Source organism: Pseudomonas sp. TE21394 (assembly GCF_054057835.1).
Genome location: NZ_JBSRZR010000001.1, coordinates 3,407,649 through 3,421,994 on the forward strand (window position 1 = coordinate 3,407,649; position 14,346 = coordinate 3,421,994).

Genomic DNA, 14,346 nt, shown 5'->3' on the forward strand with positions numbered 1-14,346 from the left:
CGAAACCAGTGAGGTCCCTGTGGGAGCGGGTTTACCCGCGAAGAGGCCGGGCCTGCTTTTCACCGTCACCCCTTCAAGCACTTCAACTCAGTGAACTTCGTGCGCACCTGGCCCAGCCGCTCCAGCAGGAACCGCCGCTGCTGCGGGGTACTCTGTTGCACCAGGTCCACCAGCAGGCTACGGGCCTGCCGCTCGGCATTCTGAAATGCTGCGCGATACTCTGGGGTCCACAAGCTTTCCTTGCGTTGCAGCAAGGTTGCCAGGCGCGGTTCGAAGCTGGCGTCGTTACGCTGGTTCATTGCCAGCAGCAATTGCTGCTGCCAGTGCGCGCGGTTGGCGATCCATGCGCGGTTCTGGTCGCCCAGCGCCTCGGACCAGGCCTGCACGCGTTGCTTTTGCACCGGGGTCAGCTCGCCAAACCAGGGCGTGAGGCGTTTTTCCATGCGTTCGGCACGGCGCGCAATCTGTTTCGACAGCGGCGTATCGACATACTGTTTCTGCCGTTCGGCGATGTCGTCGCGGAAGGCCTCGCGCATTTCCGCCACCTGGGCATCACTCATGCCGCGCAGCAGTTCAGTGGCCGACGGGGTGATTTCCTCGGCCACCCGGCCAATCGCCTCGCGCGCTTCGCGGGTGCGTTGCTGCAGGGCCTGGTCAGTCACCTGGTCGTCGGCCACCATGTCGCGTATCCGGTCCAGCCAGTCGAGGTAGCCGGGCAACTGGGTCTGGCAATGCCAGGCCAGATGTTCACGCAGGCGGTCGTCGAGCATGGCCTTCTGCTCGCGGTTCATGTCCAGGTAGTCGTCCAGCGACCATGGCACCAGGCGGTCGAGGTTGCGGTAGGCCAGGTCGATGCGGCTGCAGGCGGCCACGGCCATGACGAAACCGATGGCGATGAGCAGGGCTCTGGACAGGCGTAGCGGCATGGGCTGTTCCTTGCTGAGGCTTGCCAGACGGTAGACGCAAGGGGCCGGCTGACGGTTCCACTGCATCAGCGGTCGGGCGGCACGCTGGCTTCAGGTGTAGAATAGCCGCCTTGTCTTGAGGATCATCGGAAATGGCTCTGCTTGGGCGTTACAACAGTTTGCAAATCGTGAAACACGTGGACTTCGGCCTGTACCTGGATGGCGGTGCCGACGGCGAGATCCTGCTGCCCGCGCGCTACATCCCGAAAAACGCCGAAACCGAAGTCGATGACTGGCTGAACGTGTTCATCTACCTGGACAGCGAAGACCAGCTGATCGCCACCACCGAAAAGCCCAAGGTGCAGGTCGGCGAATTCGCCAGCCTCAAGGTCAAGGACATCAACGGGGCCGGCATCTTCCTCGACTGGGGCCTGTCCAAGGACCTGCTGATGCCGTATTCGGAAGAGGCGCGGCCGTTGAAGGTCGGCGATTACTGCGTGGTTCACGTCTACCTCGACAAGCGCACCCGCCGCATCACCGCCACCTCGCGCCTGGACCGCTACCTCGACCGCACCCCGGCGGACTACCAGGTCGGCCAGCCGGTCGAGCTGCTGGTGGCCGGCGAAACGCCGATGGGCTTCAAGGCGATCATCAACAACCGCCACTGGGGCCTGATCCACAAGAACGAGGTGTTCAAGTTCCTGCGTGCGGGCATGCACGAAAAGGGTTTCATCAAGGAAGTGCGTCACGACGGCAAGATCGCCCTCAGCCTGCAACCGGTGGGCGCGGCCCTGGCCGACAACCTGCAGGAGCAGATCATGGCGCGCCTGGAGGCCGAAGGCGGGGTGCTGGGGGTATGTGACAAGAGCGACCCGGCGCTGATCAGCAAGCTGTTCAATGTCAGCAAGGGCAACTTCAAGAAGGCCATTGGCGGCCTGTTCAAGCAGGGCCGTATCGTCATCCATGACGATCGGATCGAGAAGGCCTGATCAGGCCTGCACGAAGGTACGGAAGTCCAGCTGCTCGCCACCCGGGCGGGTGTCGCGCAGCAGCGAATCGCGGTCGGCACTGAGCGCCAGGCTGATGGTCGAGCGGCGCTTGCCAGGGTTGCGCACTTCCATCTGCTCCTGGTGGGCGCGCAAGAAGCTGGTCGGCACCTTCAGGTGCTGCAGCTCGTCGCTTTCCGGGGTGTGCAGCAGCAGGTTGACCCAGTCGGGCTGGCCCTTGCGCAGCAGCGCTACCGGCACCTCGAACCACCACAGGTTGCGCTTGCGGTCGAGAATGGCGAACAGGGTATTGGCGCTGGTCAGCACCGGCCGGGCCAGTGCTTGGTTGCGCCTGGCGATGGCGGCGGGTTTATCGAGTTTCATGCAGGTTCCTGCGGGTTGACGCTATGAAGGCCTGCATTGTGAGGGGTGGCACCGGGCGCGGCAAGGTTTGCCGTCCGCCAGCCTGCCATGATGCCGCTTGGCTCATAGGTGGACGATCCGGTGAAACTCCTGGCGAAGGGCCAAGGTCCACCGACTGTCGACACGGTCCACGTGTCTCCAGTTACAGGAGTTTTTGCCATGAGCGGAACCAAAGACAAAGCAAAGGGGTTGGCCAACGAAGCGATCGGTAACGTCAAGCAGGGGGTTGGCAAAGCCACCAACAATGACAGGCTGCGGGCCGAGGGCGAGGCGCAGGAACTGAAAGGTGAGGGCCAACAGATCAAGGGCAATGTGAAGGATGCGGTGAAAAAGCCTTGATGTGAAATTCGAAGCGGCCTCTTCGCGCTCACCCGCGAAGAGGCTGTGACTGAGAGTAGGAAAATTCTTGCGGTATTGCCCGGAGCAGCACAGCGCCGACAGGGTCTATTAGACTTGTTCATTGAACCGATCAAGCGGCGAAAGGAGACGCTATGATTTTCCCCGACCTGCGCGGCCTGCCCCTGCACCGCGTGCTGGTACGTACCGTCAAGGAGTTCCTTGACGACGAGATGTCCACCTACGCCTCGGCACTGGCTTACCAGGCGCTGTTTTCGCTGTTCCCTTTCCTGCTGTTCCTCATAGCGCTGATCGGCTTCCTGCACCTGCCGGACTTCTTCTCCTGGCTGCGCCTGCAGTCGGAACTGGTGCTGCCACCTCAGGCACTCGAGCAGGTGAACCCGGTAATCGACCAGTTGCAACAGTCCAAGGGCGGGTTGTTGTCGGTCGGTATCGTGATTGCCCTGTGGACCGCCTCGGCCGGTGTGCGCCTGATGATGAGCGCGATGAACGCCGCCTACGATGTGCCGGAGGGGCGCCCGGCCTGGAAGCGCATACCGCTGTCCGTTTTCTACACGGTAGGCTTGGCCGGCATGCTGCTGGTGGCTGCGGCGCTGATGGTGCTGGGCCCGCAGGTCATGGAATGGATCGCCGCGCAGGTAGGCATGCAGGAGTTCATTGTCACCTTGTGGACCGTGTTGCGCTGGCCGGTGATCGTCATTCTGCTGATGGTCGCAGTGGCGGTGATCTACTACGTGATGCCGGATGTGAAACAAGAGTTTCGCTTCATCACGCCAGGCTCGGTACTGGCAGTGGTGGTATGGATCGTGGCGTCGCTGGGCTTTGCCTATTACGTGAAGACCTTTGCCGACTACAACGCCATGTACGGCAGCATTGGTGCAATCATCGTGCTGTTGCTGTATTTCTACATTTCCGCTGCCGTGTTGCTGCTGGGCGCGGAAATGAACGCCGTGATCGAGCATATGTCCAGCGAGGGCAAGAACCCGGGCGAAAAAGAAGCTGCCGAGCACAGACCCCACGCCACCATCAGCGTGCTCGGCCATGAACACCCGATACCGAGCGACCAGCAAACTTCCGAGCCGAACCCCCGATGATCCGCGACATTCTCAAGATGGGCGACGAGCGCCTGCTGCGCATCGCTCAGCCGGTACCGCAACAGCTGTTCGGCAGCGCCGAGCTGCAACAGCTGATCGACGACATGTTCGAAACCATGCATCACGTGGGCGGCGTGGGCCTGGCGGCACCGCAAGTCGGCATTGACCTGCAACTGGTGATCTTCGGCTTCGAGCGCAGCGAGCGTTATCCGGATGCCGAACCGGTGCCGCAGACCATTTTGCTCAACCCGGTGATCACGCCAACCTCCACCGAACTGGAGGACGGTTGGGAAGGTTGCCTTTCGGTACCTGGCTTGCGCGGCGTGGTGCCGCGCTTCAGGCACATCTGCTATACCGGCCTCGATCCCCAGGGCAACCCGATCAACCGCTTTGCCGAAGGCTTCCATGCCCGGGTGGTGCAACACGAGTGTGATCACCTGATCGGCCGGCTATACCCGTCACGCATCCAGGACTTCTCCCGGTTCGGCTACACCGAGGTGCTGTTTCCGGGGCTGGACGCCAGCGACGACTGACCCCGCTGCAGCGCTACCAGGCGTTTGCTGCGCTGGTAGCGCTGCAGGCGGCCGGCCAGGGCCTCCGGCAAGTACCCGGGCGGGTCGAACCCCAGCCGCCGATAGAAGGCTGCAAGGTCCGGATGGCAGAACAGCCAGGTCGGCCCGGCGGCTCGCCCCAGCGCTGCCTCGACCAATCGTCCGGCTACCCCCTGGCTGCGCCGCTGTGGGTCGACGAACAACCCGGTCAGCCAGCAACCGTCGCCCACCGCGCTCAGGCTCAACCCGGCGATGATGCCCGGCGCCCGTGCCACCCACAGTTGCCCTTCACTCACCGCACGCATGCGCGAGCCGTGCTGGCGGTAGAAATGGTCCAACAGCCGGCGCTCGGCAGCCGCCAGTTGCGAAAACTGCAGAAGTTGTGAAATGACGAGTCCTGCCCTGAAAGTTGGCCGAAAGCGCTGGCCTGACGCTTCGCGGCCCCTTTGTCGCAGATTGTTGCAAATCCGGCAAGGGTGAATATCCGACTGTGGGCTTCAACTATTCAAGGCCGGGAGTAGACTTTCACTCATCCCCCCTGGCAGTACGAAGCGGGATCGGTACTTCGTGCCATCTCCAACCTAGATGGCAACTTCTCCGCGCCGTTACGGCAATTGAAGTCGATCGATCAGCTTGAACGCTTGAAAGGCAGACTCACATGAAACCATTACTGATTCTTGCACTGGTCGGTATGTCCTCGTTCGCCTTCGCCGACGAGGCCAAACCCGTTGGCGGCGAGCCCGTGGCCAAGCAATACGACTACTCCATGAACCTGGATATCAAGCGGGTGATCAACCTGTCGACCATCCCCAACGTGTGCGAAGTGGTCCCGGCGACCATGACCTACGAGGACCATCAGGGGCAGGTGCATACCATCCAGTACCGCGCCATGGGTGAGGGTTGCCAGCAGGGCTGATCAGGCCTTGCCTGATGTCGGTGGCCCCTGCGGCGCTGTGCCCCGGGGCCAGCCGCGCATGGCTGTTCGAGCAATGCAAAATCCTGAATGAGTATCGAGGGTGGACCAGGTCTTCGAGCAAGCCGCTATGGCCTGAACCCGCGCTCTTCCCATCCGCTGCGCACTCATGGCACGCTCCACGCCGCTTTCTTTAGCCGCAGCCGAGCCTTGCATGCCTTTCTCCAATGGTTTTCTCCTCAGTCTTTCCCTGTGCCTGGATATTGGCATCGCCAATATCGCCATGATTACCCTGGCCATGCAGCGTGGTTTCCTCCAGGGCTTCTGGCTGGGCCTCGGCACTTGCGTCGGCGACCTGCTGTATGCCATTGCCGCACTGGCAGGAATGAGCGTGCTGTTGCAGTTCGAAACCGTGCGCTGGGCGCTGTGGCTGGGTGGCTCGGTGCTGCTGGTGTGGTTCGCGCTGAAAATGCTGCTCGCCGCATGGCGCGGCGGGCACATGGAAACGCGGGCCGAGGTAGTGCTGGAGTCCGGGTGGCGCGAATTCCTGCGCGGTATCTTTCTGGCCATGTCGTCGCCCAGCGCCATCCTGTGGTTCGCCGCGGTGGGAGGCGTGCTGATCTCCCGTTCCGGCGGCGGCGGCCCGCTGGAGGCCGGGCTGTTTCTCGGCGGATTCTTCGCGGCCGGGCTGGTGTGGTGCATCGGTTTGTGTGGCATTGCCAGCCATGGCGGGCGCTTGCTGGGTGACCGCCTGTTGACCTGGTCATACCTGCTGTCGGCGGCGATCTTCTGCTACTTCGCGGTGTATGTGATCGTGTCGGGGTATCGGGAGTTCGTTTAGGCAATTCGGGCCACTGCCGGTGCGAATGTCAGAAATACTGCGCGGCCTTGTCGATTCCTCCGCGCCCCGTTCGACCATGAGTGAAGGCACGCCGCTGGCGGCCACCATCCATGACCTGTCGGAGGAACCCCCGATGAGCACCGCAGCCGAAACCGAGATTCGCCAACTGATCGAGCGCTGGATGCAGGCCGTGCGCGACCGCGACATCCCCAACATCATTGCCCCTTATGCCGACGACATCGTTGCCTTCGATGCCATCCAGGCGCTGCAATTCAAAGGCAAGGGCAACTACCAGGCGCACTGGGAAATGTGCATGGGCTTGTGTACCGGCCCCATGGTCTTCGAACTCGCAGAACTTACCGTGCACGCTGCTGGTGACCTGGCCCTGGCCCACTGGCTGAACCGCTGTGGCCCGGCGGACAACGACAGCCAGTGCGGCTTCATGCGCGCCACCGTGGGCTATCGTCGTCATGGCGGGCAGTGGCAGGTGATCCACGAACACTGGTCGGCACCGTTCGACATGCAGACCCAGAAAGCGCTGTTCGATCTCAAACCCTGAGCCGTTATCGCCAAACGTACGTTGCCAATGCGCTGGAGACGACCATGAAATACCTGTGCCTGGTGTATTGTGACGAGGGGCTGCTGCACAGCCTGCCCGACAGCCCGGAAGATGCCGAATGCCTGGCGTACGCCGAGTCCATCCAGGGCTCCGGGCGAATGCTGGCGGCCGAAGCGCTGAAGTCGGTGCAGACTGCCACCACGGTACGCATGCGCAACGGCCAGATGAGCCTGACCGATGGCCCGTTTGCCGAGACCAAGGAGCAACTGGCTGGCTTCTATCTGGTGGAAGCCCGCGACTTGAACGAGGCGCTGAACATCGCCAAGGGCATCCCCGCCGCCCGGGTCGGCAGTGTCGAGGTGCGGCCAGTGCGTGAACTGCAACCCTGACAACAACGGAGAAGCCAGCATGAGCCTTGCACTGCCTGCGCAAGCGCAACACGAGTTGTCCATCAGCCGCCTGATCGACGCGCCACCGGCCAAGGTGTTCCGCGCCTGGACTGAACCCGAGTGGCTGACGCAGTGGTGGGGCCCGCACGGCATGACCACCCCGGAGTGCGAAATGCAGCTGTGGCCCGGCGGCCTGTTCCGCACGCTGATGCGTGCACCGGACGGCAGCGAGTACCCGAACCAGGGGGTGTTCCTGGAAATTGCCGCGCCGCGCCGGCTGGTGTTCACCGATGCCTTCGGCCCGGGCTGGGTGCCCTCGAACAAAGCCTTCATGACCGTGGTAGTCAGTTTTGACGAGGAGCAGGGCAAGACCCGCTACAGCGCCCGTGCCTGGCACTGGAGCGCCACCGACTGCCGTACCCATGAGGAGATGGGCTTCCACCAGGGCTGGGGAGAAAGCCTGGACCGGCTGGTGGAGGTGGTGACCCAGCGGATGCCTGACTGATGCTGGCCGTGGCGCAGGTGCGCGGCGAAGTCGAGGCGGTCTACCGGCATGAATCGCGCCGCATCCTGGCGACGCTGATCCGCCTGCTGGGGGATTTCGACCTGGCCGAGGAGGCCATGCACGATGCCTTTTTCATCGCGGTCGAGCGCTGGCAGCGCGACGGCATACCGGCCAACCCGCGGGCGTGGCTGGTCTCCACCGGGCGCTTCAAGGCCATCGATGCGCTGCGCCGGCGTGCCCGTTTCGACCGTTCCCAGGCAGACCTGAGCATGTTGCTCGAAGGCCAGGTCCAGGACCCCGGCGAAGAAGAACTGCTGGCGGACGATCGCCTGCGGCTGATCTTTACCTGCTGCCACCCGGCGTTGTCGGCCGATGCCCAGGTGCCACTGACCTTGCGCGAAGTCTGCGACCTGACCACCGAGCAGATCGCCCGTGCCTTTCTGCAAAGCCCGGCGACCATTGCCCAGCGCATCGTGCGTGCCAAGGCCAAGATCCGCGATGCCGGCATCCCCTATCAGGTGCCAGAGCTGAACGAGCTGCCCGAACGCCTGGGCAGCGTGCTGCGGGTGATCTATCTGGTGTTCAACGAAGGTTATTCGGCATCGTCGGGCGAGGCGCTGTTGCAGCAGGACCTGACTGACGAGGCCATTCGCCTGGCGCGGCTGCTGGTGCAGTTGTTGCCCGACCCGGAGGCGGTCGGCCTGTTGGCCCTGATGCTGCTGCAGGCGTCCCGGCAGCGGGCACGTATCGATGGCCAGGGCAACCTGGTGGTGCTGGAGCAGCAGGACCGCAGCCTGTGGGACCAACAGCGCATTGCCGAAGGCTGCGAACTGGTGCGCCAGGCCCTGCAAAGCCGGGGGTTCGGCGCCTATACCGTACAGGCGGCGATTGCGGCGGTGCATGCCGAAGCGGCCACGGCCGAGGCCACCGACTGGGCCGAGATCGTCGGGCTGTATGACGTGCTGCAGCGGCACTGGCCGTCGGCTGTGGTGGCCCTGAACCGGGCTGTGGCACTGGCGAAGCGCGACGGGCCGGAGGTCGGCCTGCGCGAAATCGAAGGGATTCTGGCGCGCGGGGAACTGCTGGATTACCACCTGGCACATGCGGCGCGGGCCGAGCTGCATTTTCAGCTGGGGCAAGTGGAGCAAGCGCGCGCGGCCTGGCGCCAGGCGCTGGCGCTGACCCGGCAGGAGCCGGAGCGCAGGCATATCGAGCGGCGGTTACAGGCGATCGAATGAGGTTTGCTGTACCGGCCTCTTCGCGGGTAAACCCGCTCCCACAAGGACCTCACAGCATTCAGCCTTGATGCGATCCTGTGGCAGCGGTTTTACCCGCGAAGAGGCCGGTGCTGGCTACATCAGACTTCAGCTAGCGACAAAATTCGGCGGCGAAACCAGCTCGACGGTCTGCTGTTTGCGCGGCGCCAGGATCTCGGCTTCACCTTCGACCACCAGCTCATCGTTCTGGTTGTACACATTGGTGGCGATACGCACCTTGAACTTGGGCAGTTTCTCGAGAATTTCCAGGCGCACGGTCAGGCTGTCACCAATCTTCACCGGCTTCTGAAAGCTCATTTTCTGGCCCAGGTAGATGGTGCCAGGGCCAGGCAGGGTGCAGGCCACAGCGGCGCTGATCAGCGCGCCACTGAACATGCCGTGGGCAATGCGCTCGCGGAACATGCTCTTGGCGGCGAATTCGGCATCCAGGTGCACCGGGTTGTGGTCACCGGACATCGCGGCGAACAGCTGGATATCACGTTCTTCAACGGACTTCTGGTATTCGGCCTTCTGGCCGACTTCGAGGGCTTCGTAGGGCGTATTGGTGACCTGGGTCATCGGGGCTTCCTTAAAGGGCGGGCGAGGGCGCCTATCATTCGCTGCGGGCAGGCCGGCCAAGGGCCAGCGCCTGTTCGAGCCAGGCGAGAATATCGGCAGTGACCTCGTCTCGATTGAGTTCGTTGAGCACTTCATGCCGCGCCTCGGGGTAGAGGCGCAGCTGTACATGTCGATTGCCGGTCGCGCGCAGGGCGTCGGCCAGTCGGGTGAGACGCTTGCCGGCACTGACCGGATCACATTCACCCCCGATTACCAGCAGCGGCAGGTTCGGATCGATCTGCGCGAGGTTACCCGGCTGGCTGATCTGCGCCAAGCCTTGCAGCAAGTCGAGCCATAACTGGTTGCTGCAGCGGAAGCCGCACAACGGGTCGTTGACGTACAGGTCGACCTGCGTCGGGTCGCGGCTGAGCCAGTCGAATGCCGTGCGGTTGGGCTTGAAGGCCTTGTTGAACGAGCCGAACGACAACCATTCGATCAGCGCGCTCTTGCCCAGCGGCCCCTGGCGCCAGGCTTCCAGCCGGGCAATCAGCCGCGCCACACGGTACAGCATTGCCGGTTGGTAGTTGGAGCCACTGAGGATCGCCCCATGCAGGCTGCCGCTGTGGTGCAGCAGGTAGGCCTGGGCGATGTAGCTGCCCATGCTGTGGCCGAACAGGAATAACGGCGTGCCCGGGTACTGCTGGCCGATGTGCTGGGCCAGCAGCCCGAGATCATTGACCACGGCATCCCAGCCGTGATGGCGGGCGAACAGGCCGAGGCTGCCCAGTTCGGCGGTGCGCCCGTGGCCGCGCTGGTCGGCGGCGAACAGGGCGAAGCCAGCCTCGCTCAAAGCCTGGCCTAGAGGCTGGTAGCGCCCAGCATGCTCGGCCATGCCGTGGGCCAGCAGCACCACCGCCTTGACCGGCGAGGCCGGCAGCCATTGGTGCACGTACAGGCTGCAGTGCTCGCTGGCAGGCAGCCAGAAGGCGTCGTGAGGCATGGCGGGTCCTTGTGCGCACGGTTACCCGAACAGTGTATGCACAACCGGCCGGATTGCAGGAAGGGCACAAATAAGATTCACAATGTTAATGGCGGCACTTGGCGTATATGCCACCTTGGGCTTACCTGCTAACGTCGGTTCAACGCCTTTTCGCTTTCGGGCGGGCAGGTAAAAGGATGACAGGACACACAATGGGTCCCGGCAGAGGAACAATAATAAATGCAAGCCGAATTCTGGAACGACAAGCGCCCGGCGGGCGTGCCTTCCACCATTGACATCAATGCCTACGCCTCGGTCATCGAGGTGTTCGAGCGCTCCTGCAAGCGCTTTGCCGACCGCCCGGCCTTCAGCAACCTGGGCGTGACCCTGAGCTACGCGGACCTGGAGCGCCATTCGGCGGCCTTCGCCGCCTGGTTGCAGCAGCATACCGACCTCAAGCCGGGTGACCGCATCGCGGTGCAACTGCCCAACGTGCTGCAGTACCCGATCGCCGTGTTCGGCGCCCTGCGTGCGGGCCTGGTCGTGGTCAATACCAACCCGCTGTACACCGAACGCGAGATGCGCCACCAGTTCAAGGACAGCGGCGCGCGTGCGCTGGTGTACCTGAACATGTTCGGCAGGCGCGTGCAGGAAGTGCTGCCCGATACCGGCATCGAGTACCTGATCGAGGCGAAGATGGGTGACCTGTTGCCCGCTGCCAAGGGCTGGCTGGTCAACACCGTGGTCGACAAGCTGAAGAAAATGGTTCCGGCCTACCGGCTGCCGCAGGCGGTGTCGTTCAAACAGGTGTTGCGCCAGGGCCGCGTGCTGTCAGCCAAGCCGGTGCCGCTGAGCCTGGGCGACATTGCCGTGCTGCAATACACCGGCGGCACCACGGGGCTGGCCAAGGGCGCCATGCTCACCCACGGCAACCTGGTGGCCAACATGCTGCAGGTGCTGGCCTGTTTCTCGCAGCACGGGCCGGACGGGCAGAAGCTGATCAGGGAAGGCCAGGAAGTGATGATCGCACCGCTGCCGCTGTACCACATCTATGCCTTTACCGCGAACTGCATGTGCATGATGGTAACCGGCAACCACAACGTGTTGATCACCAACCCGCGGGATATTTCCGGCTTCATCAAGGAACTGGGCAAGTGGCGGTTCACGGCCTTGCTGGGCCTGAACACCCTGTTCGTTGCACTGATGAACCACCCGGGCTTCCGCCAGCTCGACTTCTCGGCGCTGAAAGTCACCAACTCGGGCGGCACCGCGCTGGTCAAGGCCACTGCCGAGCGCTGGGAAAGCCTGACCGGCTGCCGCATCGTCGAAGGCTACGGCCTGACCGAAACCTCGCCGGTGGCCAGCACCAACCCCTACGGCCAGCTGGCGCGCCTGGGCACGGTGGGCATCCCGGTGGTGGGCACCGCCTTCAAGGTGATCGACGATGACGGCAACGAGCTGCCGCTGGGTGAGCGGGGCGAGCTTTGCATCAAGGGCCCACAGGTGATGAAGGGCTATTGGCAGCAGCCCGAGGCCACCGCGCAGGCCCTGGATGCAGACGGCTGGTTCAAGACCGGCGATATTGCGGTAATAGACCCCGACGGCTTCACCCGCATCGTCGACCGCAAGAAGGACATGATCATCGTCTCCGGGTTCAACGTGTACCCCAACGAGATCGAAGACGTGGTCATGGGCCACCCCAAGGTGGCCAACTGCGCAGCCATCGGCGTTCCGGACGAGCATTCCGGCGAGGCGGTGAAGCTGTTCGTGGTGCCGCGCGAGGGCGGGTTGAGCGTGGATGAACTGAAGGCGTACTGCAAGGCCAACTTCACTGGCTACAAGGTGCCCAAGCACATCGTGTTGCGCGACTCGTTGCCGATGACGCCGGTGGGCAAGATTCTGCGGCGGGAGTTGCGCGACATGGCCTGACCCGCGCTGGCTTGGTCGCGGGTGAAAACCCGCTGCCACAGGTACTGAACAGGCTCGAAGGGCTGTGAGGTCCTGTGGCAGCGGGCTACTCCGCGATTGCTGGAAAACCGCTCTAACAGGCTGCTTGCAGCCCGATCTGCGACATTTTGGATAAATACTCTAAAAATGACTTGTATTGTTCATTGAGTCATTTTTGTGACCGTAAGGCCTACTTTGGCCCCTAGGCGACCCCAGGTAAAGCTGTTACTCTCGGCCCGCTTTCAGATGATCCGGTTTGCAACGAGCCGTCATCCCATATCAATAATAAGCGCATCGACGCGTGAATCGAACTTCGCTGTTGCTGAAGGAGTGGGCTTCCATGATCGAACATTTTTGGAAGGATAAGTACCCAGCCGGGATTACGGCGGAAATCAATCCTGACGAATTCCCCAATATCCAGGCGGTACTCAAGCAATCCTGCCAACGCTTTGCCGACAAACCGGCCTTTAGCAACCTGGGCAAGACTATCACCTATGGCGAGCTCTATGCGCTGTCCGGGGCGTTTGCCGCCTGGCTGCAACAGCATACCGACCTCAAGCCGGGTGACCGCATTGCCGTGCAGTTGCCCAACGTCCTGCAATACCCGGTAGCGGTGTTCGGCGCCATGCGTGCCGGGCTGGTCGTGGTCAACACCAACCCGCTGTATACCGCGCGGGAGATGGAACACCAGTTCAACGACTCCGGGGCCAAGGCCCTGGTGTGTCTGGCCAACATGGCCCACCTGGCCGAGAAGGTGGTGCCCAAGACCCAGGTCAGGCATGTCATCGTCACCGAAGTGGCCGACCTGCTGCCGCCACTCAAGCGCCTGCTGATCAACAGCGTGATCAAGTACGTGAAGAAGATGGTGCCGGCCTACCACCTGCCGCATGCCGTACGCTTCAACGACGCACTGGCGCTGGGCAAGGGCCAGCCGGTGACCGAGGCCAACCCGCAAGCCAACGACGTGGCGGTGCTGCAGTACACCGGTGGTACCACCGGCGTGGCCAAGGGCGCGATGCTGACCCACCGCAACCTGGTGGCCAACATGCTGCAGTGCCGGGCGCTGATGGGCTCGAACCTGCACGAAGGTTGCGAAATCCTCATCACTCCGTTGCCGCTGTACCATATCTACGCCTTTACCTTCCACTGCATGGCAATGATGCTGATCGGTAACCACAACGTGCTGATCAGTAACCCGCGTGACCTGCCGGCGATGGTCAAGGAGCTGGGCAAGTGGAAGTTCAGCGGCTTCGTCGGCCTCAACACGCTGTTCGTTGCCCTGTGCAACAACGAGGCCTTCCGTGCCTTGGACTTCTCCGCGCTGAAGATCACCCTGTCCGGCGGCATGGCCCTGCAATTGAGCGTGGCCGAACGCTGGAAAGCCGTGACCGGCTGCGCCATCTGCGAAGGTTACGGCATGACCGAGACCAGCCCGGTGGCCGCAGTGAACCCGTCGGAAGCCAACCAGGTCGGCACCATCGGTATCCCGGTACCCTCGACCCTGTGCAAGGTGATCGACGACGCAGGCCACGAACTGCCGTTGGGCGAGGTGGGCGAGCTGTGCGTCAAGGGCCCGCAGGTGATGAAGGGCTACTGGCAGCGCGAGGACGCCACGGCCGAGATCCTCGACAGTGAGGGCTGGCTGAAGACTGGCGACATCGCTGTGATCCAGCCGGACGGCTACATGCGCATCGTCGACCGCAAGAAGGACATGATCCTGGTCTCGGGTTTCAACGTGTACCCCAACGAACTGGAAGATGTGCTGGCGGCCCTGCCGGGCGTATTGCAGTGCGCGGCCATCGGTGTGCCGGACGAGAAGTCGGGCGAGGTGATCAAGGTGTTCGTCGTGGTCAAGCCGGGCATGACCGTGACCAAGGAGCAGGTAATGGAGCACATGCGCGCCAACGTTACCGGCTACAAGGTACCGCGCCAGATCGAGTTCCGCGACGCGCTGCCGACGACCAACGTGGGCAAGATCCTGCGCCGTGAACTGCGTGACGAAGAGCTGAAGAAGCAGGGCCTGAAGAAGATCGCCTGATCCTCTGAATCTTCGCTGGCTTTACCGGCCTTTTCGCGGGTAAAC

The 14,346-nt window shown here is 62.9% G+C and carries 17 protein-coding genes; 12 read left to right on the forward strand and 5 right to left on the reverse strand.

Features of this window, described 5'->3' with window-relative positions; genetic code table 11:
• Window positions 1-65: 65 nt before the first annotated feature.
• Window positions 66-926, reverse strand: coding sequence for a DUF6279 family lipoprotein (locus tag ACVWZT_RS15615; protein ID WP_457470178.1), 861 nt, complete (start codon window positions 924-926; stop codon window positions 66-68).
• Between the two features lie 131 nt (window positions 927-1,057).
• Between ACVWZT_RS15615 and ACVWZT_RS15620 the strand changes: the two genes are divergently transcribed.
• Entirely contained in the window at window positions 1,058-1,894 is an 837-nt protein-coding gene (locus tag ACVWZT_RS15620; RefSeq protein WP_296232344.1) for a CvfB family protein, read from the forward strand.
• Here the strand turns inward: ACVWZT_RS15620 and ACVWZT_RS15625 are convergent, their stop codons facing one another.
• Window positions 1,895-2,275: a hypothetical protein gene (locus ACVWZT_RS15625; protein WP_296232346.1), complete on the reverse strand. Its 381-nt coding sequence runs from the start codon at window positions 2,273-2,275 to the stop codon at window positions 1,895-1,897.
• A gap of 198 nt (window positions 2,276-2,473) precedes the next feature.
• Between ACVWZT_RS15625 and ACVWZT_RS15630 the strand changes: the two genes are divergently transcribed.
• From ACVWZT_RS15630 to def, 3 genes are all read left to right on the forward strand, one after another.
• Entirely contained in the window at window positions 2,474-2,653 is a 180-nt protein-coding gene (locus tag ACVWZT_RS15630; protein WP_296232348.1) for a CsbD family protein, read from the forward strand.
• A gap of 152 nt (window positions 2,654-2,805) precedes the next feature.
• Window positions 2,806-3,765 (forward strand): YihY/virulence factor BrkB family protein, encoded by a 960-nt coding sequence (locus ACVWZT_RS15635; RefSeq protein ID WP_296232350.1) that lies wholly within the window; start codon window positions 2,806-2,808, stop codon window positions 3,763-3,765.
• Complete coding sequence (gene def, locus ACVWZT_RS15640; protein ID WP_457470181.1) at window positions 3,762-4,298, forward strand: peptide deformylase; 537 nt, start codon at window positions 3,762-3,764, stop codon at window positions 4,296-4,298. The genes ACVWZT_RS15635 and def overlap by 4 nt, the downstream gene beginning before the upstream one ends.
• On the opposite strand, the gene ACVWZT_RS15645 is transcribed toward def, so the two are convergent.
• Window positions 4,253-4,621 (reverse strand): GNAT family N-acetyltransferase, encoded by a 369-nt coding sequence (locus ACVWZT_RS15645; RefSeq protein WP_457472081.1) that lies wholly within the window; start codon window positions 4,619-4,621, stop codon window positions 4,253-4,255. The two genes, def and ACVWZT_RS15645, sit on opposite strands and share 46 nt — an antisense overlap.
• 353 nt (window positions 4,622-4,974) lie before the next feature.
• On the opposite strand from ACVWZT_RS15645, the gene ACVWZT_RS15650 reads away from it, so the two are divergent.
• From ACVWZT_RS15650 to ACVWZT_RS15675, 6 genes are all read left to right on the forward strand, one after another.
• The gene (locus ACVWZT_RS15650; RefSeq protein ID WP_296232354.1) at window positions 4,975-5,232 is read left to right on the forward strand and encodes a DUF2790 domain-containing protein; all 258 of its coding nucleotides are present in this window, start codon (window positions 4,975-4,977) and stop codon (window positions 5,230-5,232) included.
• A 211-nt stretch (window positions 5,233-5,443) separates the two neighbouring features.
• Window positions 5,444-6,070 (forward strand): LysE family translocator, encoded by a 627-nt coding sequence (locus ACVWZT_RS15655; RefSeq protein WP_296232355.1) that lies wholly within the window; start codon window positions 5,444-5,446, stop codon window positions 6,068-6,070.
• Between the two features lie 133 nt (window positions 6,071-6,203).
• Window positions 6,204-6,629 carry a YybH family protein gene (locus ACVWZT_RS15660; RefSeq protein WP_457470184.1) on the forward strand — a complete coding sequence of 142 codons (426 nt, stop codon included), beginning with the start codon at window positions 6,204-6,206 and terminating at the stop codon, window positions 6,627-6,629.
• Between the two features lie 44 nt (window positions 6,630-6,673).
• Entirely contained in the window at window positions 6,674-7,018 is a 345-nt protein-coding gene (locus ACVWZT_RS15665; protein WP_289131035.1) for a YciI family protein, read from the forward strand.
• A gap of 19 nt (window positions 7,019-7,037) precedes the next feature.
• Window positions 7,038-7,523 carry an SRPBCC family protein gene (locus tag ACVWZT_RS15670; protein WP_296232361.1) on the forward strand — a complete coding sequence of 162 codons (486 nt, stop codon included), beginning with the start codon at window positions 7,038-7,040 and terminating at the stop codon, window positions 7,521-7,523.
• On the forward strand, window positions 7,523-8,761 hold the full coding sequence (locus ACVWZT_RS15675; RefSeq protein ID WP_457470186.1) for an RNA polymerase sigma factor: 1,239 nt from the start codon (window positions 7,523-7,525) through the stop codon (window positions 8,759-8,761). The genes ACVWZT_RS15670 and ACVWZT_RS15675 overlap by 1 nt, the downstream gene beginning before the upstream one ends.
• Before the next feature lie 126 nt (window positions 8,762-8,887).
• Here the strand turns inward: ACVWZT_RS15675 and ACVWZT_RS15680 are convergent, their stop codons facing one another.
• Both ACVWZT_RS15680 and ACVWZT_RS15685 read right to left on the reverse strand, forming a co-directional pair.
• Entirely contained in the window at window positions 8,888-9,358 is a 471-nt protein-coding gene (locus tag ACVWZT_RS15680; protein WP_296232364.1) for a MaoC family dehydratase, read from the reverse strand.
• A gap of 34 nt (window positions 9,359-9,392) precedes the next feature.
• The gene (locus ACVWZT_RS15685) at window positions 9,393-10,337 is read right to left on the reverse strand and encodes an alpha/beta hydrolase (protein ID WP_457470187.1); all 945 of its coding nucleotides are present in this window, start codon (window positions 10,335-10,337) and stop codon (window positions 9,393-9,395) included.
• A gap of 219 nt (window positions 10,338-10,556) precedes the next feature.
• Here ACVWZT_RS15685 and fadD2 point away from each other — a divergent pair, with 219 nt between their 5' ends.
• Window positions 10,557-12,245, forward strand: coding sequence for a long-chain-fatty-acid--CoA ligase FadD2 (gene fadD2 / locus ACVWZT_RS15690; protein ID WP_457470189.1), 1,689 nt, complete (start codon window positions 10,557-10,559; stop codon window positions 12,243-12,245).
• A 358-nt stretch (window positions 12,246-12,603) separates the two neighbouring features.
• Entirely contained in the window at window positions 12,604-14,301 is a 1,698-nt protein-coding gene (gene fadD1 / locus ACVWZT_RS15695) for a long-chain-fatty-acid--CoA ligase FadD1 (protein WP_457470190.1), read from the forward strand.
• The last annotated feature ends 45 nt before the right edge of the window (window positions 14,302-14,346 follow it).

Coding starts and splice junctions, on each gene's coding strand:
- ACVWZT_RS15625 (WP_296232346.1), bottom strand. CDS start 2,275: ATGAAACTCGATAAACCCGCCGCCATCGCCAGGCGCAACCAAGCACTG.
- fadD2 (WP_457470189.1), top strand. CDS start 10,557: ATGCAAGCCGAATTCTGGAACGACAAGCGCCCGGCGGGCGTGCCTTCC.
- ACVWZT_RS15655 (WP_296232355.1), top strand. CDS start 5,444: ATGCCTTTCTCCAATGGTTTTCTCCTCAGTCTTTCCCTGTGCCTGGAT.
- ACVWZT_RS15630 (WP_296232348.1), top strand. CDS start 2,474: ATGAGCGGAACCAAAGACAAAGCAAAGGGGTTGGCCAACGAAGCGATC.
- ACVWZT_RS15685 (WP_457470187.1), bottom strand. CDS start 10,337: ATGCCTCACGACGCCTTCTGGCTGCCTGCCAGCGAGCACTGCAGCCTG.
- ACVWZT_RS15670 (WP_296232361.1), top strand. CDS start 7,038: ATGAGCCTTGCACTGCCTGCGCAAGCGCAACACGAGTTGTCCATCAGC.
- ACVWZT_RS15675 (WP_457470186.1), top strand. CDS start 7,523: ATGCTGGCCGTGGCGCAGGTGCGCGGCGAAGTCGAGGCGGTCTACCGG.
- ACVWZT_RS15650 (WP_296232354.1), top strand. CDS start 4,975: ATGAAACCATTACTGATTCTTGCACTGGTCGGTATGTCCTCGTTCGCC.
- ACVWZT_RS15635 (WP_296232350.1), top strand. CDS start 2,806: ATGATTTTCCCCGACCTGCGCGGCCTGCCCCTGCACCGCGTGCTGGTA.
- ACVWZT_RS15665 (WP_289131035.1), top strand. CDS start 6,674: ATGAAATACCTGTGCCTGGTGTATTGTGACGAGGGGCTGCTGCACAGC.
- fadD1 (WP_457470190.1), top strand. CDS start 12,604: ATGATCGAACATTTTTGGAAGGATAAGTACCCAGCCGGGATTACGGCG.
- ACVWZT_RS15680 (WP_296232364.1), bottom strand. CDS start 9,358: ATGACCCAGGTCACCAATACGCCCTACGAAGCCCTCGAAGTCGGCCAG.
- ACVWZT_RS15620 (WP_296232344.1), top strand. CDS start 1,058: ATGGCTCTGCTTGGGCGTTACAACAGTTTGCAAATCGTGAAACACGTG.
- def (WP_457470181.1), top strand. CDS start 3,762: ATGATCCGCGACATTCTCAAGATGGGCGACGAGCGCCTGCTGCGCATC.
- ACVWZT_RS15645 (WP_457472081.1), bottom strand. CDS start 4,621: ATGCGTGCGGTGAGTGAAGGGCAACTGTGGGTGGCACGGGCGCCGGGC.
- ACVWZT_RS15660 (WP_457470184.1), top strand. CDS start 6,204: ATGAGCACCGCAGCCGAAACCGAGATTCGCCAACTGATCGAGCGCTGG.
- ACVWZT_RS15615 (WP_457470178.1), bottom strand. CDS start 926: ATGCCGCTACGCCTGTCCAGAGCCCTGCTCATCGCCATCGGTTTCGTC.